20 protein-coding genes and 1 pseudogene are annotated in these 20,877 nt (G+C 69.5%); 17 read left to right on the top strand and 4 right to left on the bottom strand.

All coding sequences use genetic code 11. The annotated features are described in order from the left end of the window. The first annotated feature begins 53 nt into the window (after window positions 1-53). The 12 genes from ACWD3H_RS04855 (at window position 54) to ACWD3H_RS04800 (ending at window position 11,772) form a co-directional block, all read left to right on the top strand. Complete coding sequence (locus tag ACWD3H_RS04855) at window positions 54-206, top strand: hypothetical protein (protein ID WP_451954055.1); 153 nt, start codon at window positions 54-56, stop codon at window positions 204-206. A gap of 148 nt (window positions 207-354) precedes the next feature. Beyond that, on the top strand, window positions 355-1,320 hold the full coding sequence (locus tag ACWD3H_RS04850; protein WP_451954054.1) for an LLM class flavin-dependent oxidoreductase: 966 nt from the start codon (window positions 355-357) through the stop codon (window positions 1,318-1,320). Further along, window positions 1,313-1,921 (top strand): flavoprotein, encoded by a 609-nt coding sequence (locus ACWD3H_RS04845; RefSeq protein WP_355569315.1) that lies wholly within the window; start codon window positions 1,313-1,315, stop codon window positions 1,919-1,921. Before ACWD3H_RS04850 ends, ACWD3H_RS04845 begins: the two co-directional genes overlap by 8 nt. Next, window positions 1,918-2,871, top strand: a complete 954-nt coding sequence (locus ACWD3H_RS04840; RefSeq protein WP_451954053.1) for a hypothetical protein — start codon at window positions 1,918-1,920, stop codon at window positions 2,869-2,871. The genes ACWD3H_RS04845 and ACWD3H_RS04840 overlap by 4 nt, the downstream gene beginning before the upstream one ends. After that, window positions 2,871-4,145 carry a M16 family metallopeptidase gene (locus ACWD3H_RS04835; RefSeq protein WP_451954052.1) on the top strand — a complete coding sequence of 425 codons (1,275 nt, stop codon included), beginning with the start codon at window positions 2,871-2,873 and terminating at the stop codon, window positions 4,143-4,145. The genes ACWD3H_RS04840 and ACWD3H_RS04835 overlap by 1 nt, the downstream gene beginning before the upstream one ends. Continuing rightward, window positions 4,142-5,356: a M16 family metallopeptidase gene (locus ACWD3H_RS04830; RefSeq protein ID WP_451954051.1), complete on the top strand. Its 1,215-nt coding sequence runs from the start codon at window positions 4,142-4,144 to the stop codon at window positions 5,354-5,356. Before ACWD3H_RS04835 ends, ACWD3H_RS04830 begins: the two co-directional genes overlap by 4 nt. Before the next feature lie 264 nt (window positions 5,357-5,620). Continuing rightward, complete coding sequence (locus ACWD3H_RS04825) at window positions 5,621-6,313, top strand: FadR/GntR family transcriptional regulator (protein WP_355569340.1); 693 nt, start codon at window positions 5,621-5,623, stop codon at window positions 6,311-6,313. Next, entirely contained in the window at window positions 6,286-7,278 is a 993-nt protein-coding gene (locus ACWD3H_RS04820; RefSeq protein ID WP_451954050.1) for an NAD(P)-dependent oxidoreductase, read from the top strand. Before ACWD3H_RS04825 ends, ACWD3H_RS04820 begins: the two co-directional genes overlap by 28 nt. Before the next feature lie 31 nt (window positions 7,279-7,309). Next, entirely contained in the window at window positions 7,310-8,629 is a 1,320-nt protein-coding gene (locus tag ACWD3H_RS04815) for an MFS transporter (RefSeq protein ID WP_451954049.1), read from the top strand. Window positions 8,630-8,648: 19 nt separating this feature from the next. Further along, window positions 8,649-9,539: a transketolase gene (locus tag ACWD3H_RS04810; protein ID WP_451954048.1), complete on the top strand. Its 891-nt coding sequence runs from the start codon at window positions 8,649-8,651 to the stop codon at window positions 9,537-9,539. Further along, entirely contained in the window at window positions 9,536-10,531 is a 996-nt protein-coding gene (locus ACWD3H_RS04805) for a transketolase family protein (protein ID WP_451954047.1), read from the top strand. The genes ACWD3H_RS04810 and ACWD3H_RS04805 overlap by 4 nt, the downstream gene beginning before the upstream one ends. Then, window positions 10,528-11,772, top strand: a complete 1,245-nt coding sequence (locus ACWD3H_RS04800) for a four-carbon acid sugar kinase family protein (RefSeq protein ID WP_451954046.1) — start codon at window positions 10,528-10,530, stop codon at window positions 11,770-11,772. Before ACWD3H_RS04805 ends, ACWD3H_RS04800 begins: the two co-directional genes overlap by 4 nt. Window positions 11,773-11,783: 11 nt before the next feature. Here ACWD3H_RS04800 and ACWD3H_RS04795 read toward each other — a convergent pair whose 3' ends face one another. Continuing rightward, window positions 11,784-12,308 (bottom strand): hypothetical protein, encoded by a 525-nt coding sequence (locus ACWD3H_RS04795; RefSeq protein WP_451954045.1) that lies wholly within the window; start codon window positions 12,306-12,308, stop codon window positions 11,784-11,786. A gap of 347 nt (window positions 12,309-12,655) precedes the next feature. On the opposite strand from ACWD3H_RS04795, the gene ACWD3H_RS04790 reads away from it, so the two are divergent. The 3 genes from ACWD3H_RS04790 (at window position 12,656) to ACWD3H_RS04780 (ending at window position 15,864) form a co-directional block, all read left to right on the top strand. Then, window positions 12,656-14,332, top strand: coding sequence for a fibronectin type III domain-containing protein (locus ACWD3H_RS04790; RefSeq protein ID WP_451954044.1), 1,677 nt, complete (start codon window positions 12,656-12,658; stop codon window positions 14,330-14,332). Window positions 14,333-14,410: 78 nt separating this feature from the next. Next, window positions 14,411-15,076 (top strand): hypothetical protein, encoded by a 666-nt coding sequence (locus tag ACWD3H_RS04785; protein WP_451954043.1) that lies wholly within the window; start codon window positions 14,411-14,413, stop codon window positions 15,074-15,076. Beyond that, the gene (locus tag ACWD3H_RS04780; protein ID WP_451954042.1) at window positions 15,073-15,864 is read left to right on the top strand and encodes a nickel/cobalt transporter; all 792 of its coding nucleotides are present in this window, start codon (window positions 15,073-15,075) and stop codon (window positions 15,862-15,864) included. Before ACWD3H_RS04785 ends, ACWD3H_RS04780 begins: the two co-directional genes overlap by 4 nt. A 140-nt stretch (window positions 15,865-16,004) precedes the next feature. On the opposite strand, the gene ACWD3H_RS04775 is transcribed toward ACWD3H_RS04780, so the two are convergent. The 3 genes and pseudogenes from ACWD3H_RS04775 to ACWD3H_RS04765 form a co-directional block, all read right to left on the bottom strand. Next, window positions 16,005-16,367, bottom strand: coding sequence for an arsenate reductase family protein (locus ACWD3H_RS04775; RefSeq protein WP_355554237.1), 363 nt, complete (start codon window positions 16,365-16,367; stop codon window positions 16,005-16,007). 307 nt (window positions 16,368-16,674) lie between these two features. After that, window positions 16,675-16,914, bottom strand: coding sequence for a DUF397 domain-containing protein (locus ACWD3H_RS04770; RefSeq protein ID WP_451954041.1), 240 nt, complete (start codon window positions 16,912-16,914; stop codon window positions 16,675-16,677). Next, window positions 16,905-17,683, bottom strand: a pseudogene (locus ACWD3H_RS04765) (helix-turn-helix domain-containing protein). The gene ACWD3H_RS04770 and the pseudogene ACWD3H_RS04765 overlap by 10 nt, the downstream one beginning before the upstream one ends. A 687-nt stretch (window positions 17,684-18,370) precedes the next feature. Between ACWD3H_RS04765 and ACWD3H_RS04760 the strand changes: the two are divergent. Then, window positions 18,371-18,856, top strand: a complete 486-nt coding sequence (locus tag ACWD3H_RS04760; protein ID WP_451954040.1) for a hypothetical protein — start codon at window positions 18,371-18,373, stop codon at window positions 18,854-18,856. A gap of 155 nt (window positions 18,857-19,011) precedes the next feature. Beyond that, the gene (locus tag ACWD3H_RS04755; protein ID WP_451954039.1) at window positions 19,012-20,652 is read left to right on the top strand and encodes a DUF885 domain-containing protein; all 1,641 of its coding nucleotides are present in this window, start codon (window positions 19,012-19,014) and stop codon (window positions 20,650-20,652) included. The last annotated feature ends 225 nt before the right edge of the window (window positions 20,653-20,877 follow it).

Raw genomic sequence — 20,877 nt, 5'->3', positions numbered from 1 at the left:
GCTAACCACCTGACCCCCAAACCCACAACACAACACCCCAAAAGGAAAAACACATGACCACCGAACTCCTGCTCGAAGGCGCCAACACCTACACCTCCCTCGCCGAAATCGCCACCACCCCCGAAACCGACACCCCCGAAGCCACCCCTCTCACCACCGTCCTGACCATCAGCTTCATCAGCTTCACCGCCGTCCTCGAGTGCTAACCGGCCACAACATTGTGTGACGGTGTCACGGGCGCGCAGAGGCGGCCCGTGACACCGTCACGGCTCCAGATGCGAGGTTCAACCGGCTGCAGGGGTCGGCGCGCTGCGGGGTTGAGCGCCCGCACAAATATCTGATCTTGGAGGTTCCATGGCTCCCGGGTTGCTGTTCCCAACCCAACCCGCGCATCCCGATGTGGTGGTGCCCTTCGGCAAGCTGGTGATGAACGGGCTGGCCGGCCGACTTTGGCTGGGACAGTCCTTGGCGGCTGAGACGCACCAGACGATCGCCTACCTGGCGGGCCGGGGCATCAAGGTGCCGTCCGGCATGGGCGTGACGCTGATGCCGCTGCGGCATCCGATGGAGGCGGCGGCCCAGGCGCGTAGCCTGGCGGTACTCACCGGTCGTCCGGTGGTCGCCGGGTACGGCGCCGCCACCCCGGAGCTGGTCAGGGCGCTTCGCGGCGCGCCGTACGAGAAGCCGGCAACGGCCGCGGCCGGGTACGCCCGCGCGGTGCGCGGCATCCTCGACGGTGGGATCTCCGGGCACACCTGCGAGGCGTGCGTCGCCTCCGGCGGGCTGCTCCCGATGAGGCACGCGCCCGTCGAGGTGGGCCTGGGCGTCCTCCGCCCGGGCATGGCGCGGGCGGCGGGCGCCGTCGCGGACGTGGCCATCACCTGGATGACGCCGCCCGGCTACGTCCGGGACACGCTGATCCCCGCCCTGGCCGAGGGCGCGGCGGACCGCGGCTCGGTGCCCCGCGTCGCGACCGTCGTGCACGTGGCGCTGGCCGCCCCCGGCCGTGACCCGCTCAGGCTCGCACGGGTCGGGGCCGGGGCTCACCTGGGGGCGCCGCACTACACAGACATGCTCAGGCGAGCCGGGGTGCCTGCGGACCCGGCCGACCCGCGGGCGGGCGCCGCGGCCCTGGTCGAGACGGGGGTCTACGTGTACGGCACGCCGGAGGAGGTCGTCGAGCGGTTGCGCGAGTACCGCGAGGCGGGCGTGGACGAGGTCATTCTCAACACCATTGGTGTCGCGTCGACCGAGGGATTCACGGCGGCGGCGGCGGACGCCGAGCAGATCCTCAGCGCGATGGCGAACGCCGATGAGTGAGGCCGGGCAGCCCCAGAGTGCGCCGTCGTTCCGCGCCGAGCGTCTGCTCGTGCTCGTCACCGGGTCGCTCAACGCCACCTTCGTGCCGTACTGGTTCAACTGGTTGCGGCTCTTCTACCCGTGCCTGGACATCCGGGCGGTGGTGACCAGAAGCGCGGAGAGGTTCGTGACCCGGCAGTCGCTCGCGTCCATCCTCAACAAGGATGTGCCACTTGACGTCTGGCCGGACGTTCCGAAGCCTGGCTCGCCCCACGTGGACTACGCGTCCTGGCCGGACACCGTCCTGGTCTACCCGGCGACCTACCACTTCCTGAGCAGGTTCGCCAACGGTTTCGGCGACACCCCCATGCTGCTGGCGCTCCAGTGCACCTCCGCACTGATCGGGATCGCGCCGGCAGTGCCGCCGAACGCCATCCGGTCATACGCCTACCAGCAGCACCAAGCGGCGATCAAGGCCAGGCCCAACGTCGCGTTCGTCGACCCCGTGCTCGGTATAAGCGCCCACACCAGAGAAGAGAGCGTTGCGGCGGCCGCCCCGCTCCCCACTCTGATCGAGCGGCTGGAGAAACTGCGCGCCATCCGAGAGAAAGAAGCCAGATGAGCAAGGTCGTCGAATCCTTCGGCACGGGCTTCGTGCTCACCACGATCGTCAAGCACGACGACGGGGACTATCGGTGGACCCGGCGCCCCGGGCCCCACCGCGGCGGCGCGATCCGCACGCCTGATCCCACCGTCCTGGCAGCCGTCCGGGCGGTGCCGCGGGGGCGGGTCGGGCTCACCGTCCCGGAGCCGAAGGAGGGCGCCGGGGTGACCTACCGGACCGGTCAGGCCCGCTCGATCGCGGCCATACTCCTTGGTTTAAGGCCGGGTGCGGAAAAGTTCGACATCGAACAGGTCGCCATGGACACCCTCGTGGAAACCGGCACGACCCTCGCCCGGCTGCATACCGTACCGGTGCCGCAGGCCGACCTGCCCTCACCGGCGGGTCCGCAGCGGTTACTCTCCTGGCTGCGCAGCGGACAGGGGCCCACCGCCGCGCCGGAGCTCCACTCCCACGCGACCGGGATCCTCGGCCATGACCGGATCTCAACGGTCGAGGCGTGGTGCGTGCCGCCGTCGGAGGGACGGCACGTACTGCTGCACGGCGCCCCCGGCCACGGCATCCTGCTGCCCCTGACCCAGGATCAGGACGGCTGCCTGCTGACCGGTGAGGACCTCAGCGCCGGTCCGCCGGAGTTCGACGTGGGCTGGCTCATCGGCGAACTGGTGGAGTTTCGTGAAACGTTCCAGCAGCCGGGCCACAACACGTTCCCCGCCCTCGACTACGACGCCCTCATCGGCTGCGTGCTGGACGGCTACAACGCCCCCCTGGACCTCGCCGCCGTGGGCAGGGCCGCCGCCCTGCGATTCCTGACCCACACCCACGATTTCGCCGCCTACGTGGGCTGGCACGATGTCCTGGCGGACTACCTGAAGATCGTCGCCGATGCGATCGACGCGGCGGACGCCGGGCAACTTCTGCCCTCCTCCTCGCACAAGGTGAGCCACTGATGAAGACTACCGAGATCGTGCGCGTGACGTTGGACAACGGGCTGCGGGTGGTCGTCGAGGAGGAGCACTCCGCGCCCATCGCGGGCGTCGCCGTCCACTACGACGTCGGCTTTCGCGCGGAGGCCGAGAACAGGTCAGGGCTCGCCCATCTGTTCGAGCACCTGATGTTCCAGGGGGAGGCCGGCAACGAGCTGGACCACTTCCAGCAGCTTGAGAGCATCGGGGGTTTCTGCAACGCCTCCACCCGGCAGGACTACACCGACTTCTACAACGTCGTCCCCGCCGAGGCTGTCGCGCGGGCGATCGCGCTGGAGGCCGGTCGCATGCGAGCCCCGAAGATCACCGAGCGGGCCATCCGGGCCCAGACCTCGGTCGTGCGGGAGGAGGTGCTGGGCAAGATCCGCAAGCCCTACGGCGGCTTCCCCTGGCCCAGGCTGTCCCCCGTGCTCTTCCACGACTTCGCCAACGCCCACGACGGGTACGGCGACTACGCCGCCCTCCAACAGGTCACCCTTCATGACTGCGTGGACTTCTTCGACCGCCATTACAGCCCGGCCAACGCCGTGGTGACGGTCGTGGGTGACGTCGAGCCCGGCGCGGTGCTGGAGGTCATCGGGCGTACCTTCGGGGAGATCCCGCCCCGGCCCGCCCCCGCGCTCGGCTCCTGGTGGGAGCCGGAGCCGGCCGGTCAGCTGGAGGCCGAGTACACCGACTCGCTGGCGCCGCTTCCCGCCTTCGCCGTCGGCCACCGGGTACCTGACCCGGCCGCCGACCCACATGCCCACTTCGCGCTGTCCGCCCTCGCGGGCGTTCTGGCCGGGGGCACCCAGCCGCGGCTGCGTGAGCGACTGCGGCGTGAGACGGGGCAGGCCGTCATCTTCTCGGCCCGCGTCGGCCTGTTCGACTTCCTCGACGCTCGCGAGCCGGACATGTGGATCCTCACCGCGGTCCACCCGAAGGAGTTGCCGGCCGAACGGGTGCTGGCCGCCGTGGACGCCGAACTGGAGTCGATCGGCGCGCTCGGGCCCACCGACGAGGAGTTGCTGCGCTGGCGTACCGCGTGGGTCAACTCCCATCACCGGTCCATGGACCAGCTCGCCAACCAGGTGCGGATGACCGGGCGATTCGAGCTGCTGTTCGCTGATCCCGGCCGCGTCGCGCGGCTGCCCGAACTGTGCGCCGAGGTGACCGCCGCCGATGTGGCGGCGGCGGCGCGCGGCCTGCGCCCGGATTCCCGCGCGCTGCTCAGAGCTGTTCCGGAGGAGGGACGATGAGTAACGCGGTCGTGGATCGCACTCTGGGAAACGGCCTGCGCCTGCTGGCCCTGCGCCACGGCGTCACCCCCCTGGTCGAGGTGCGTCTCCACCTTCCCTCCCCCTGCCTGACCCGGCGCGATCTGGCCGAGTCCATGCTGCTGGCGGCCTGCCTGTCGCAACGGCAGAGCACGGACGACGGCGTGGAGCTGAGCGTGGCGGCCGACGTGTACAAGACGACCGTCACCGCCTCCTGCTCCGTGCAGGACGTGGACCACCTCATGTCAGCGCTGACGGAGGTGGTGGAAGGGGTGCCCGCCGAGGTGGAGTCGGTGCGTGGGCAACTGATCGCGCAGCTCAGGATGACCAGAGCCCACCCCGACGTCGCGGTCAGGTCCGAGCTGGCGCGGCACCTGTTCGGCGACCATCCGGCGACCTTCCTGGTGCCGGAGGAGGACGAGCTGACCGGGATCGCGGAGCCGCGGCACCGGCCGTTCGACCCCAGCGGCGCCGTCCTGATCATCCTCTCGCCGGACGACCCGGAGCGGATGGCCGATGCCGTGGAGAAGGCGCTGGCCGGCTGGCGGCCGCTCGCGCGGAGCGCGCCGCCGCTGCCGCCGCTGCCCAGGATCGACGGTGGCCGGCTGGCGCTGCTGCCGCGGCCGGGCGCGCCGCAGTCTCGCATCCGGCTGCGCGTGCAGGCGGTGACGATAGAGCACGAGCGCTATCCCGCGCTCTTCCTGACCTGCAACCTCCTGGGCGGCTACCTCTCCTCCCGGCTGTCGAGAAGCCTGCGCGAGGACAAGGGCTACGTGTACAGCGTCATCTCGTTCTTCGACCTCCAGCCCGGTAGCGGGCTCCTGGCGATCGAGGCCGACACCTCGGCCGCCACCACCAGCGCCGCGATGGAGGTGCTGGGCGCCGAACTCCGCGGGATGCGGACGCGTCCCCCCACAGGACAGGAGATCCAAGTCGCCCGCACCTATGCCCTCGGTTCCATGGCGACCCGTATGGCTCCGCGTGCCGCCTTCGCCTCCGCGCTCACCGATCTGGCCGCCAAGGGCATGGATCCGCTCTGGCTGCTCGACTTCTCGCACCGTCTGGCCGCCGTGACGCCGGACGCCGTGGTGGCCGCGGCCGAGGAGTTCCTCGCTTCCGGGCGCTTCTCCGGCGTGGTCGCCGCGGATCCCGAGGTGCTCACACATCCCCTCGCTCTCAACGATGTGGAGTAGGACATGATCGCCAAGACCAAGCGGGCGCCGCGCCCGCTTGGTCGCCGACGTTCGGCCATCTGACAGGTGGTGCCTTGGCGGTACGTCTCCGACGTTCGCCAAGGCACCGCCGGCCGCCGGCGAAACCCGCCGCGACGGCCCCGCCCTCCCCACGGGAATCTCCCCGCCCGAAAATAGGTTTGACCAATCTGTTGACCTGGAAGCAACGTGAGCTTAACCTCAGTGCAATTGGTTTAACCAAAGGGTCACCAGGAGGGGAAGGGTATGGATCTGGCATCCCTGGTTCGGAGCCTTGCCGAGCAGGCGAGTCCCGAGCCCGCCACCGGCCGCCTGCGCCTGCCCACGGAGCGCGAGCTGGTGACCTCCCTGGAAGTCAGCCGGGGCTCCCTGCGCGAGCAGTTGTCGATGCTGGAGATGCTGGGCTTCCTGGACCGCACGCAGGGCAGGGGTTCCTACCTGAGCACCCCGGACGCCGGTTTCATCCAGCTCTACTTCGACCTGGGCGTCCAGCTCGGCCACCTGAGCCAGGAACAGTTCACGTCGGCACGGAAGATGCTGGAGGTGTCCGTCGCCGAGGCGGCGGCGAGACTGGCCACCGCGGACGACGTCGACGCCCTGCGTGAACTCGTTGACGAGATGGTCAAGGCCAGCGGCGACGGCGACGGCGAGCGCGCTCTCGAAGCGGACCTGAAGTTCCACCACCGGCTGTTTTTGATCGTCGACAACCCCGTCTTCAACCTTGTCCACGACGGCCTCAGCCACGTGCTCCGCAGCGAGGTCGTCGAGCGCCGCCGGCTGGCGGTGGAACGCGAGCCCCTGACCCCGGGCAAGACCCGGGTCATCGACACGGTCCACTACGGGATCGTCGAGGCCATCGGCGAACGGGACGGCGAGGGCGCGCGGATCGCGATGCGCAGGCACTTCGAGGTGTGGTCCTCCCTCACGCACTCGCCCTAGGCCCCCCACACACGACAACGACACGCCACCCCCGCGCGGGCAGTGGGCCATGCCATGCCCAGAAACAGGGCCGGATCACCCAGAACAGAAGGATGTCCATGAGCGACCCAACAGTCGTTTTCGTCGGTATCGGCGCCATCGGCCTGCCGATGGCGGCCCAACTGGTGTCCGCCGGCTACGCGGTCACCGGGGTGGACCCGCTACCGGCCGCGCACGAGCGGGCCGAGGCCGCCGGCGTACGGGCGGTCTCCCGGTTCTCCGAAGCGCCCAAGACCGAGTTCGTGGTCGTCATGGTCGCCACTCCGGCGCAGCTCGAAGCCCTTGTCACCGAGGCGCTGGCAGTGGATGTGACCGGTCAGCGCTGGATCGTGATGAGCACGGTGGGCCCGGAGGCGGTGCGCGAGCAGGGCGCCCGGCTACAGATGGCCGGCGCGGTCGTGGTCGACGTGCCGGTCACCGGCGGGGTGGCCAGGGCCCGGACCGGCGAGCTCACCCTGTTCGCCTCGGGCCCGGCCACCGACATCGAGGCCGCCCGTCCCGTCCTCGACAGATTTGGAACGGTCCAGGCGGTCGGAGACGCGCTCGGTGACGGTCAGGCCATCAAGGTGGTCAACCAGCACCTCTGCTCGGTCCACATCGTGGCGGCGGCCGAAGCCCTCGCTCTCGCGTCCACGCTCGGGCTGGACAAGGAGAAGGTCCTCTCCCTCGTGGAGCGGGGAGCCGCCGGATCATGGATGCTCTCCGACCGCGGGCCGCGCATGCTGCGGGGCACCGACGTCGACGTCACCAGCACGATCAACATCTTCGTCAAGGACAGCGGCCTCGTGTACGAGGCCGCGCGGGCGGCCGGGGCGCAGACCCCCCTCCTCGACGTCGCCAGGGCCCGCTACCAGCAGGCCGCCGACGCGGGTCTTTCGACACGTGACGACTCACGGGTCATCGAAACCTACGAACACCCCCAGTGATCAAGATCATTAAGATAGCGAGGAGCGGCACATGACCGCTGCATCCAACGTCGCCGGTGCTCACCGGGACAACCCGGCAAAGGTGTCCTTCGCCTCGATGGTCGGCACCGCGGTGGAGAGCTACGACTTCTTCATCTACGGCACCGCCTCGGCCGCCTACTTCGGCACGGTGTTCTTCCACTCCGAGGACAAGCTCGTCGGCGTGCTGGCATCGTTCGCCACGCTCGCCGTCGGCTTCCTGTTCCGCCCGCTCGGCGGCTACCTCGCCGGACACTACGGCGACCGGGTCGGCCGCAAGACGATCCTGATGTGGTCGCTGGTGCTCATGGGCGTCGCGACCGTCCTGGTGGGCGTGCTGCCGACCTACGACCAGGCGGGCGCGCTCGCGCCGATCCTGCTGATCCTGCTGCGGATCCTTCAGGGCATCGGCTTCGGCGCCGAGTGGGGCGGAGCCGTCCTGATGGCCGTCGAACACGCCCCCGAACGCCGCCGCGGCTTCTTCGGCGCGGTCCCGCAGATCGGCATCCCGGCCGGGCTGCTGCTGGCCAACGGCGCGTTCCTGCTCAGCGAGGCCCTGCTGGAGGGCTCCTGGGTGTGGCGGGCGCCCTTCCTGCTCTCCGTGGTGATGGTCGCCGTCGGCATCTTCATCCGGATGGGCGTCTCCGAGTCGCCCGACTTCGCGGAGATGAAGAAGAACAACGAGATCCGCAAGGCTCCGGCACTGGACGTCATCAGGCGCGACTGGCGGGTGATCCTCAAGATCATGACTCTGCGGCTCGCGGAGACCGGCGGGTACTACGTGACCACCAGCTTCATGCTCTCGTACGTGGTGCTCGCCGAGCTGACCGACAAGCAGAACGTGCTGATCGGCACCATCGTCGGATCCGCGCTCGGCCTGGCCAGTCACCTGCTGTACGGCGCGCTGTCCGACCGGATCGGCCGCAAGCCGGTGTTCCTGATCGGGTCGCTGTTCACGATCGCGTTCGGCATCCCGATGTTCCTCATGATCAACACCGGCGCGGTCCTCATGGTCGTCGTCGCGGTCGCCCTGAGCCTGCTGCTGAGCCACGACCCGATCTTCTCCGTGGAGTCCTCCTGGTTCTCCGAGCAGTTCCCCCGTGACGTCCGCTCCTCGGGAATCTCCCTCGGCTACAACGGCGCCTCGCTGGTCGCCGGCCTGCTGCCCTTCCTGGCCACCGCCCTGTACGGATCCATCGGGTGGATCGGCCCGGCGGTGCTGTTCATGCTGCTCGGCGTGGTCTCGACGATCGCCGCCACCCTCACCCCGGAGACCGCTCCGGTCAAGGTCGGCACCCCGGCGTCGTCCACGACCACGGCCGCGACCGTCTGAAGAGAGAACGAGAACAGACATGACCACACTCAGTGAACCGCAGGCCGGCCGCCTCGATCCGGCGGCGCGGGCGGAGAGGGTGCGCGGTGCGGCCTACCGGATGCGTCACCACACCCTGAACATGGGCGAGGCGCAGGGCCAGGGCTACGTCGGCCAGGCACTCGGGGTCGCCGACATGCTGGCGGTCACCTACGTCGACCAGCTCCGCTACCGGGCGGACGACGAGCACTGGGCCGAGCGCGACAGGTTCCTGCTCTCCACCGGCCACTACGCCATCGCCCTCTACGCGGCCCTGGCCGAGGCGGGCGTCGTGCCCCTCGACGAGCTGGAGACCTACGGCTCCGACGGGTCACGGCTCCCGATGTCCGGAATGGCGTCCTACACGCCCGGTATGGAGATCTCCGGAGGATCGCTCGGCCACGGACTGACCGTCGCCGTCGGCATGGCCCTCGGGCTGCGCCACCAGGGGTCGGACTCACGGATCTACAACTTCCTGTCCGACGGTGAGCTGGACGAGGGCTCGACCTGGGAGGCGGCGATGGGCGCCGCCCACCACAGGCTGGGCCGGCTGACCGCGATGGTCGACATGAACGCCCTGCAGGCCGACGGGAAGACCGAGACGGTCATGCGCATCGAGCCGGCGGAGGGGAAATGGGTCGCGGCGGGCTGGTTCACCCAGCGGGTGGACGGTAACGACGTGGAGGCGCTGCTCGCGGCCTTCGACGCCGCCGCCGAGCAGGCCCACCCGGAGGGCAGGCCCTCGGTGATCCTGTGCGACACCAGGATCGGCCGGGGCGTCCCGCTGCTGGAGACCCGCGAGAAGGCCCACTTCATGCGAATCGACGAGGACGAGTGGGAGCTGTGCCGTCAGCAGCTGACGGCCGGGTACGAGGGAGTGGAAGTACTGTGAGCACCGCGACGGGCGCCAGGCGCCTGACGACCTCGGCGATGATCGCCTCATTCGCCGACCCCGGGCAGAGGACCGCGAACGCGCCCTTCGGCCACGCCCTGGCCGCTCTGGCCGAGCAGGACCCGCGCGTCGTGGGACTCACCGCGGACCTGGGCAAGTACACCGACATGCACGTCTTCGCCAAGGCCCACCCCGAGCGGTTCTTCCAGATGGGCATGGCCGAGCAGTTGCTGCTCGGGGCGGCGGCGGGCATGGCCGAGGTCGGCCTCATCCCGTTCGCCTCGACGTACTCGGTGTTCGCGGCACGCCGCGCGTACGACTTCCTGTGCCTGGACATCGCCGAGCCGAACCTGAACGTGAACGTGATCGGTGGCCTGCCCGGTCTGACCACGGGGTACGGCCCGAGCCACCAGGCCACTGAGGACATCGCCATCTTCCGCGGCATGCCGAACCTGACGATCGTCGACCCGTGCGACTCCGTCGACATCGAGCAGGCGGTGCCCCAGCTGGCCGCGTCCGACGGCCCGACCTACCTGCGCCTGCTGCGCGGCAGGGTGCCGACGGTCCTCGACGAGTACGACTACACCTTCCGGCTCGGCAAGGCGGCGGTGCTCCGCGGCGGCAACGACGTCGTGTTCGTGTCAAGCGGCCTGATGACGATGCGCGCCCTGCAGGCGGCCGAGGAGCTGGCCAGGCACAATGTCGACGTCGCGGTGGTGCACACTCCGACGATCAAGCCCTTCGACGCCGAGACCGTCCTCGCCGAGGTCGACAGCGACCGGCTGGTGGTCACGCTGGAGAACCACACGGTGGTGGGCGGGCTCTTCGAGACGGTCGCCTCGGCGGTCGTGCGGGCCGGCATCGGCAGGCGGGTCGTCCCGATCGCCCTCCCCGACGCCTTCCTGGACGCCGGCGCCCTGCCCACCCTGCACGAGAGGTACGGCCTGGCCACCGGCACCGTCGTCGCCAAGGTGCTCGAAGAGCTGGCATGAAGACCGTCGTGCTCGATGACGACCCCACCGGCACCCAGTCGGCCAGTGGGGTCCGGGTGCTGCTGCGCTGGGACGCCGCCCGTCTCACCGAGACGTTGCGCGCGGTGGACTCGGTCTACCTGCAGACGAACTCGCGGGCGATCGACGAGGCCGCGGCGGTGGCACTGTGCCGGCGGATCCGCGGCGAGGTCGACGCGGCCTCGGCCGAGCTGGACACCGAGATCCAGGTCGTGCTGCGCGGGGACTCGACGCTGCGCGGACACGTCTTCGCCGAGACGGACGTGTTCACCACCGGCGACAGCCCGATCCTCTTCCTGCCGGCCTTCCCCGACGGGGGCCGGACCACGGTCGGCGGGGTGCACCATGTCCTGGTCGGCGGGGTGCCGACCCCCGCCCACCTGACGGAGTACGCCAACGACCCGGTCTTCTCCTTCCGTCACGGCGACCTGGTCGGGTACGTGCGGGAGATCGGTGCCAGGGAGGCGTTCCCGGTGCCGCTCGAGGAGGTCCGCTCCTCGCGGGGCGAGGCCGTGGCCGCGGCCCTGCTCGCCGCGCCCGGCCGCACCGTGGTGACGCCGGACGCCGAGACCGACGAGGACGTCGATCTGGTCCACCGGGGCCTGCTGGCGGCGCGGGAGCGGGGCAGGCCCGTGGTCGTCCGTTCCGCGGCGCCGCTGGCCGCCCGGTGCGCCGGCGCGGTCAGCCGGGGTCTGCTGCCGCGGCCGCTGAACGGCGGTCGCGGCCCCGTCCTGGTGGTCTGCGGTTCGCACACCTCGGGGGCGACCGCTCAGCTCGCGGAACTGGAGCGGCGCCGTGGCGTCACCACGCTGACGATCAGCACCGAGGCGGCACTGCGGAACGGCACGGCGGCCGGTCACGCCATCGTCGCGGACGCGAGGAGGGCGCTGACCGGGGAGGGCATCGCGGTGATCAGCTCGGAGCGGGTGCGCCACGAAGGCCACAACACCCTCGCGCACGGCGAGGCGGTGATGACCGCACTCATGACGGCGGTCCGCGAGCTGTCGGACACCGCCCGCGTGGTGGTCTCCAAGGGGGGCATCACCTCGGCCGAGGTGACGGCCACCGGACTGCGGGCCGCCGCCGCCACCGTGCGGGGCCAGGTGCTGCCGGGAGTGTCCGTCTGGGACCTGGACACCGACGCGGCCGCCACGACCTGCGTGGTCGTGCCGGGCAACGTGGGCGGCCCGGACGTCCTGGTGGAGGCCGTCGAGGCGATATAGACGACCCGCGATCACCACCCCGCCAGGGGGAGCGCCGAGCCGTTCATCGGGCCTTCGGGGCTGTAGACCACGCACATCACATCGCGGTCGCCGTCGGCCCAGGTCTCCCGGGTCGGCATGACCGGGTAGAAATCCAGTCCCGAGGCCGACTCACCGCTCCAGTTGCTGTCGAACCCCCGCCGGCAACTCTCCCGGGCGAACGTGGTCAGCGCGGCCGGATCCCATTCACCGTCGGGGGCGTGCACGAAGCCGTACGACTGGTTGGCCGCCTGCTCCCTGCAGGGTGTGTAGAGCACGACGACCTCGGCCGCCTCCGGGGAGTAGGCCGGGTCGGTGAAACACTCCCCCGCCTCGATGTGCAGGAGCCCGCCGGTCTCCGCGGTGATGAAGGTCTCGTCCTTGACCATCGGCCCCGCCGGGCCCGTCGTCCCCGACGTGGACGGCGGCAGGAAGAGCGCGCCGAGCACCACGAAGCCGGGAAGCAGCGTCCAGCGGCGGGCGGACCGCCGGTCACCGGCCTGCCGGGGGCCCGTCATCAAATACCTCCCGTTCGGCGGCCTCGGCCTCGGCCCGGGAGGAGGAACCCTCAGCGAAACCGCGTGCCATGTGGCGCAGGTCGCGAAGTAGGCGTACGTGTTTCCTTTCCACCCGAGCCCGCTCGCACGATGTTAGGCGCGCGCCACCGAACGCGAGGGCAACGGAAGGTGTCGAGCGCACGGCCTTCCGGCGACATCAATGGTGCGGTTGGGGCCAGAGATACCTGGGAGGAGGTGTTCATCCGGGCGTAATGCCCTATATGGGCTTTTGTCCCTCTTTTCTGGATCAATACCGACGTCTACCGCACTCCCTCGGTGGAATGTGATCCCTCCTTGGAGAAGAGTTCATGATGGGCAAAGCCAAACTGCCCCGATCCGCCGGATCCCGGCGTACCAGGCTGACGGCGGTGAGCGCGGGCGTGCTGATCGCCAGCGGCCTCGCGTTCAGCCCGGTGGCGTTCGGCGCGGCCGCGCCGCCGAAGTACCCCGCCGCCGATATCCACAAGCCCTCCCCCATGCCCGACCGGGTCATCCTCACTCCCACCACCACGCCGTCGGCCAGCCAGAAGGTCACCTGGCGGGCCGTGACCGACGCCGATTCGGCGCAGGCCCAGATCCTTGAGGCCCCGCGCGCGCTCGGCGATGTCGCGCCGTCCGCGGGCGCGGTCACCAACGTCAAGGCGATCAGCACCACCCCGGTCAACACCACGCTGGGGTACGCCTCCATCTACCACACCGTCGAGTTCACCGGCCTGAAGCCGAACACCCGCTACAGCTACCGGGTCGGCGACGGCACCAACTGGGCGGAGTGGAGCGACTTCACCACCGCGGCGGCCGACCTCCAGCCGTTCTCGTTCATCTACTACGGCGACGCGCAGAACTACATCGACTCCGCGGTGCCGCGCGTCTTCCGCCAGGCGTTCGCCGACCGCCCGCAGGCCAAGATGATCGTCAACGCCGGTGACCTCATCGACTCCGCGAACAGCGAGGAGCAGTGGGGTCAGTGGTACAAGGCCGCGGGTTTCATCGACAGCCAGGTCAACAACCTCTCGATCCCCGGCAACCACGAGTACAGCGGCGGCCTGTCCACCTTCTGGCGTCCGCAGTTCCCCTATCCGGACAACGGACCGGGTAACCCGGAGCTGAAGCAGACCGTCTACACCGTCGACTACCAGGGCGTGCGCTTCATCGGCCTGGACTCCAACGTGCAGAGCAACACCACCCTGATGGCCGCGCAGACCACCTGGCTGGAGGGTCTGCTCAAGGACAACCCGAACAAGTGGACCGTGGTGACCTTCCACCACCCCGTCTACTCCACCACCGGCACCCGCAACAACCCCGCCGTACGCGGCCAGTGGGGCCCGCTGTTCGAGAAGTACGGCGTGGACCTGGTCCTCCAGGGCCACGACCACTCCTACGGCCGCGGCAACGTGGCGACCGCCCGCAAGTCGGTCACGGTCAACAACGGTGTCGCCTACGTCGTGTCCGTCTCCGGCGGCAAGATGTACGCCCTCAACAACGGCGAGAACTGGACCGGAAACGGCGCCGAGGTCGTCAGCAAGAGCCAGAACACCCAGCTCTACCAGCTGATCGACATCGAGGCCGACAAGATCACGTTCGAGGCCCGGTACGCCAACGGCGAGCACCACGACGGCTTCGTCGTCCGGAAGAACAACAAGGGCGAGCGCACCGTCAACGAGGTCCGTACCGCGGAGAACACCGTCGGTGAGCAGGTCACCGTCGACAAGACCGCCGTCGAGCACCGCGGCGAGCTCACGATCTCCGCGTACGGCTACGACCCGGCCGAGCGGGTGTCCGTCTTCATGAAGAAGGCGGGCGACGGCAACCCTGGAAAGGGGAACGACAACATCTCGATCGGCACGCAGGAGGCCGATGAGCTGGGCCGTCTGACCTACACCTTCAGGGTGCCGAGCAACCTGAAGAAGGGCGAGACCTACGTGGTCTACCTGGACAGCGCCAACCAGAAGATCACCAGCCCGGCCGTCACGGTCGACAAGAAGTAAACCCGCCAGGGGACGGGGCCGCCGTCACGGCGGCCCCGTCCTCCGGACGTGCCGGAGCCTTGTCGGACAGGAAATCCATTGAAAATCCATGCCCGTACGCTGGCGGGCGCGCTGCTCGTCGGCGCCCTGGCCGGCTGGGCCACCCCGGCCGCCGCCCATCCCTTCGGACCACCGTCCACCGCGCGGATCGAGGCCGACGGCTCGCGCGTGACCATCTCGTGGCTCCCGGCCGAGGACGACTGGGTCGCGCTCGGCCAGTCGCTCGGCGCGTTCGAGGACCCGTCCACCGGCACCGTCTCGACGGAGCTGACCGGCGAGCAGAAACTGGAGCGCTCAACGGCCCTCCGCGACTACCTGCTGGAGAAGATCACGGTCGCCCAGGCCGGCCGGCCGTGCGAGAGCCGGCTGGAGGAACTCCGGGCGCTGCTCGTCGACGGCGCCCGGTTCGTCTTCGACTGCCAGAGCCCGGTGACCGAGGTGGAGGTGACCGTCGCCGCCCTGACCGACCTCAACACGGCGTACCGGACGATGCTCATCGCGGACACGCCCGCCACCCCCAAGCAGACGCTCTTCACCGAGGCGGTCAGCACCCAGCGTCTGAGCTTCTCCGGCACGGCGGGGAACGGCATGTCCTGGCAGACGACGAGCGTCGCCGTCGGCGCCGCCGTACTGCTGGCCGGGGCGGGCGCGTTCGTCATGCTGCGCACCCGGCGCAGGGTGAGTACGACGGGTACGCGATCATGACGGAGCTCAGCGGCTTCGAGAGCCGGTTCATCTCGCTCTTCGACAACAGGGGCGTCTTCTGGGTGGTCCTCGCCGTCGCCCTCGTCGCCGGAGCGATGCACGCGGTCGCCCCCGGCCACGGCAAGAGCGTCACCGCGGCCTACCTGGTCGGCACCCGGGGCAACTACCGCGACGCGCTGCGCCTGGGAGTCATCGTCGCGTTGATGCACACCTTCTCGGTGCTGGTGCTGGCGTTCGCCTGGGTGGGGCTCAGCAGCGCCGCGAGTTTCGGCACGGAGAGCGTCACCGCCTGGATGCAGGTGCTGGCCGGACTGGTCACCATCTGCGTCGGCATCCACCTGACCTACCGCCACCTCCAAGGGCGCCGGCGCCAGGCGCAGCACGGACATGGCCACGGACATGGCCACGGGCACGGGCACGGACATGGGCACGAGCATCAGGTCGAGGACGGGCCGGACCCCTGGTCACGCCGGGGCCTCGTCGCGCTCGCCCTCTCCGGCGGCCTGCTGCCCTCCCCGTCGGCGTTCGTCGTCCTGATGAGCGGGCTGCTCACCGGCCGGGCCTTCGACGCCGTCGCGCTCGTCGCCACCTTCGGCGTGGGGATGGCCCTCACCCTGACCGGCGTGGGCGTCGTGACGATCCGGGGCTACACCCTGCTGGCCCACGGAACCCACAGGTGGTCACTGGCCTCCGCGGTCATGGCCTGGGCCCCGGCCGCCGCCGGCCTCGCGGTCTCCTCCGCCGGAGGTCTCTACCTCCTCGCAGCGGTGGGCACCATCACCGGTTGACACCCGGCCGCGCGCCGGAATGTCCGCCGGATCGGGCGTGGTGGACATCCAGGGGCGGGCGTCACTGGCTGGAACAGCGGCCGTCGCCTCCCGGACGGCCGTCATCCGTGTTTCGCGGATGTGCCCAGGATGCTCGACGCCTACGAACGCGGAAGCAGCGAGCGGACGGCCTCCTCGGTTCGGGCGACGACGGCCGGTCCGTCGTCGGCGGTGATGATGGGGCGCTGGATGAGGATCGGGCGGTCGGCGAGCGCCCGGATCCAGCGGTCACGGCTCTCGGGGGTACGGGGCCAGTCGGCCAGGCCGAGCTCGGTGGCCGCGCTCTCACCCGTCCGGGTGATGTCCCAGGGTTCGAGGCCGAGCCTGGTCAGCACCTCGCGGAGTTCCCGCTCGTCGGGCGGGTCTTCCAGGTAGCGGCGGACCGTGTACTCGGCCTTCTCGGCATCCAGGACGGACAGCGCGGAGCGGCACTTGGAACAGTCGGGGTTGATCCAAATTTCCATACGTCTTCCTTCGTGCTCGGACAGCGGGCGAAAAGAGGAACCCACCGCGGAAAACGTAACGGAGCGATACCTCGGACCGGGTACGCGGGTGTGAGGTTTTCCCTGGCTGCGACCTCCGCCGCAGCATGGCCTGACGACCACCGTCGACATGCTCGCCGCCCAGAACGCGGACAAGCACGAGCGACCTGCCCGGACCTGGAACGCGACGTGTGACAGGCATGTACGAGACCCGTCTGACCTCGCGGATCGTCTCCGGAAGGCAACCGGCCGCCAGGAGGGAATGTCCAGGCGGCCGGGAGGGGACCTCTCAGCCGAGGTCGAACTCGCTGGCCTTCACACCGCCGACGAAGGCGTCCCACTCGGCGGGGGTGAAAAAGAGCTTCGGGCCGTCGGGGTCCTTGGAATCGCGTACGGCGATCAGGTCGGGGTGCTCGGCCTTGTGATCAGGGCCGTCGACGACGTCTCTGAGTTCCGCGACCTCAACACAGTCACCACCATTACTTCCGGAGAAGCTTGACTTGAACCACTTGGCGCTACTCAGGTCCATTTTTCCTCTGCCGCCCTCTTGATAAGATCGATGGACATACTCAGCGAAATCGCTTCGGTTCGCATGGCTTCGAAACATTCGACTGCCGTCGCGACATCCTCCGGATCGTTCGTGGTGATACCCCGTATGGCGGTCTCCGCATACAGTACTTCGCCTCCTCCGGGCATCGTCGCAATTGAGAAGCCCCCATCAAGCCCGAGTGCATTCCATGTGGAACCACCTGGACACTCAGTCGGGGTCCGACCACCGATATGAGGTGCTCCAACTGCTCTCGCATCACCTGGGGGCCGCCGATCGGGCGGTGGAGAACCGCCTCGTCGATCACGCACCGGAATATTGGAGGCTGGGGGTCATCACGGACGAAGAGTGCCTGACGATTCAGCCGCGCTTCTACCTTCGCTTCATCTCCGAATAGCAGCACTCGGGCGTATGCCTCGGTCTGGAGGAGCCCTGGAAACACCAGCGGCTGATAGGTCCGGAGGGCGATCGCCGAGTCCTCTTGGTCGCGCCACCTGCCGAACCAGGACGGGAAGACCTGTCCCTTCCGCCAGTCGAGGAGGCGGCGGAGGGCGCCGCCGGTGTCGAGGGCCGTGTCGCAGGCGTCGGCGAACTCCGGGCTGGCCGGGAGCAGACCGGTCTCGACGCCGCTGATCAGGGACTCGCTGAAGTGGATTATCTCGGCCAACTGCCCCTGGGTGAGGCCCGCCGCCTTCCGGTAGTGCTTCAGCTCCCTGCCCCATATCGCCTGAGGCGTGTAGAGGTTGACCACGATGCCCTCCTCGCCGGAGTTCAACGACAACGGCGCGAACCCCAACCATCGAATCTGGTAACCATTCGACTACCAAGCGTAGTCATTTCCCGGCATGCTGGCCATACGAATTCCAGAGAATAAGAAGAGAATTCCAAGGCGCACGAGGCGCCGGACGAGTATCACCACAAGCCGGCCTCCTCGCCATTTCGTGCTGGGCATAAGTGAATACCGGAATCCGGTCACCACCGAAAAGTCCGGTACCGCATACTGCGAAAAGCACAGCGAGGGCAAGTGCGGGTTCGGGGCCGTCCATCGGCGCGGGTCTCCGCGAGGTGAGAGGCCAAAAGCGCAGCGACGGCAAGGAAGGGGTCAAGGACCGCGCATCGGTACAGGTCCGCACGGGGCGCTTTGAAAGGTGACCCCGGAGCTCAGTGGGCCCATCGAGTGGGCGAGCGGCACCAGCCGGTTACAGGTGGATCGCAAGCGCCGTCATCCAGGGTGAGGAACATGCTTCACGCGCCGAAGAAGGCCAGGCGAGACGGCTCTCCCTTGAAGAAACCCGCCCGACGACCTGCCAACCCGGTATCCACCGAACCCAGGTCCGCCGCGCGTGGGAAGCGGGCCCGATCCAAGAGACCCCCCAGCCAGGAGAATGTCCGTGCGGAGCCCACGCCGAAGCGGAAACCTGGAGAAATCATCGGCGGCTTGGCGCTCGCACTCGGCATAACGGCCGCGCTGTCGCTGCTGGCGTTCACCTTGGTCTCCGTCGCCCTGCCCGATCTGAAGGTGGCGCTCGGCATGACGGGCGTACAGGGAACCGCCACTGTCGTGTTCTGTGAAAGTCTCGGCCACGGAAAGCATAGAACGCACCACTGCAAGGCGGATTTCATATTCGACGACCCGGCGAGATCACCGATCGTCATCGACACCGTGCCGGATGCGGAGGTGGGCGACGTCTTCCGGGCCGCACTCAATTTCGAGGGAGACCGGGTTCTGCCCACGGGCACGCAGGGCGTGATGCCCCAGATCGGCCTGCTCGCCCTCGCCCCGCTCTGTGTGGCCTTCGTACCCACCCTCCTGCTGAGGGGCCTCAACATCGAGCGTGGTTTGGGGGTGGCGATAATCGGCGGATGCGTGATCGCGGCTGTCTCGTCTCTGGTGGCCATCATAGGCGTGAGCTTCAGCATCTGAACCGGGGGCGATGAACCGGCCCGTTGACGAGCCGGCGCCTCCCCTTTGCCGGCCTGGACGTCGCCGATTCGGGCTTGGGGCCGGGTGGCCGGCGTCACGCAGGCCCGATAGCGAAGCGATAAGGCATGGATGTTGGGCGGTCCTACGTTTCGGACATGAGCACTCCGATCTTTGCGCTTTGCGATGAGTACGTCACCCGCTGGGCGGCACTCGACCCGATCGCGGCAGGTGCCGAGGGCATCGTGTCCGACTTCGTCGCCGCCACCGACCACAGCCCCGCCGGAAGCGCCGCCCGGGCCGAGCTGATCCGTACGACCCTCAAGCGTCTCGACGAGCTGGTCCCGACCGGGGAGTCGGACGTCCGGGCGGCCGCCCACCTGCGGGAGCGGCTGGAGGCCGAGCTCGGCTGGCACGACATGGGTGAGCCGCTCCGCTGGGTGGCGGCGCCGTACGGGCTGCCCTACCGGGTGCGCTCCAGCGTCGTCCTCCTCCCGCACGGCAACGACGACGAGTGGCGCGACGTCGCCGCCCGCCTGGCGGCGATCCCCGCAATGCTCGCCGGATGGCGGGAGAGCCTGGAGGTCGGCCTGGCCTCGGGCCTGCGGGGCGCTCGCAGGCAGGCACTGGCCATGGCCGACCAGGCCGATCAGTTCGCCGGCGCGGGCGGGACTCCCCCGGCGCACGACGCCTTCGTCGCCACCTACGGCGAGGGTCCGGTCAAGGAGGAGCTGCTCAGCGCGGCGGCGGCGGCCCACGCCGCGTACGCCGACGCCGGGCGCTACCTGCGCGAGGAGTACGCCCCGAGGGCGGACGAGGCCGACGCGGTGGGCCCCGAGCGCTACGCGGTCGCGGCCAGGATCAGCCTGGGCTCCGACATCGACCTGCGCGAGGCGTACGAGTGGGGCTGGGCCGAGCTGGAGCGCATCGGGACCGAGATGGCCGCCGAGGTCGAGCGGATCAAGCCGGGCGCGACCATCGAGGAGGCCACCGAGATCCTCAACGAGACCCAGGCCGTCGACTCCCTCGAGGAGTACCAGACGTGGCTGCAGGAACGCCACGACTGGGCTATCGAGCAGCTGAACGGCACCCACTTCGACATCCCCGAGCCGCTGCGGCGGATCGTGGCCGAGGTCGACGTGAGCTCCACCTCCGGCGCGGCCTCCTACAACTCGCCCAGCGAGGACCTGTCGCGGCCCGGCCGCACGCTGTGGCCGGTCGGCGGGCGGACGCGCTTCGCCACCTGGAGCGAGCTGACCACGATCTTCCACGAGGGCGTTCCCGGCCATCACCTGCAGTTCGGCGCGATGCGGATGGCCGGGGACGGCCTGTCCAGGTTCGCCAAGGTCTCCTGGGTGGACGGCCACGGTGAGGGCTGGGGCCTGTACGCCGAGCGGCTGGCCGACGAGCTGGGCTGGTTCACCGACCCCGGTACCCGGCTGGGCATGCTCAACTGGTCGGCGCTGCGTGCCGCCCGGGTGGTCATCGACCTGGGCGTCCACCTGGACCTTCCGCTTCCCGACGGCTCGAAGTGGACCTTCGAGAAGGCCTGCGAGGTGCTGCGCGACCGGGGCCGTTGCGAGCCGCACCGGGTCGAGGCCGAGGTGGTGCGCTACTTCGGCTGGCCCGCCCAGGCCATCGCCTACAAGCTGGGCGAGCGGGCCTGGGTGCAGGCCCGTGAGGAGGCCAGGCTGCGCCAGGGCGACGCCTTCGACCTGCGTGCCTGGCACACCGCCGCAATGGAGCTCGGACCGGTCGGCCTGTCCAGCCTGGCCGACGCCCTGCGCCGGATCGGCTGATCTTTGGCCCCTCACCTCATGTGATGTCGCCGACGGCGGCCGGTCCTGCCAGGGCAGACGACCGGCCGCCAGGCGACATCACATGAGGGCCACCGCTGACCGCCCGCACCGCCCACAACGACAACGGCCACTCGACCGGGGCCGGCGACCGACCCGCCGCACCACATCACGTGCAGACCACCCGCACCGCCCGTGACCAACCGCCGCACCACACGTCCGCGCCTC

The sequence above is a fragment of the Streptosporangium sp. NPDC002607 genome (genome assembly GCF_053592655.1).
The sequence above is the reverse complement of the archived record's forward strand: the minus strand, read 5'-3'. Positions and strand labels throughout refer to the sequence as shown.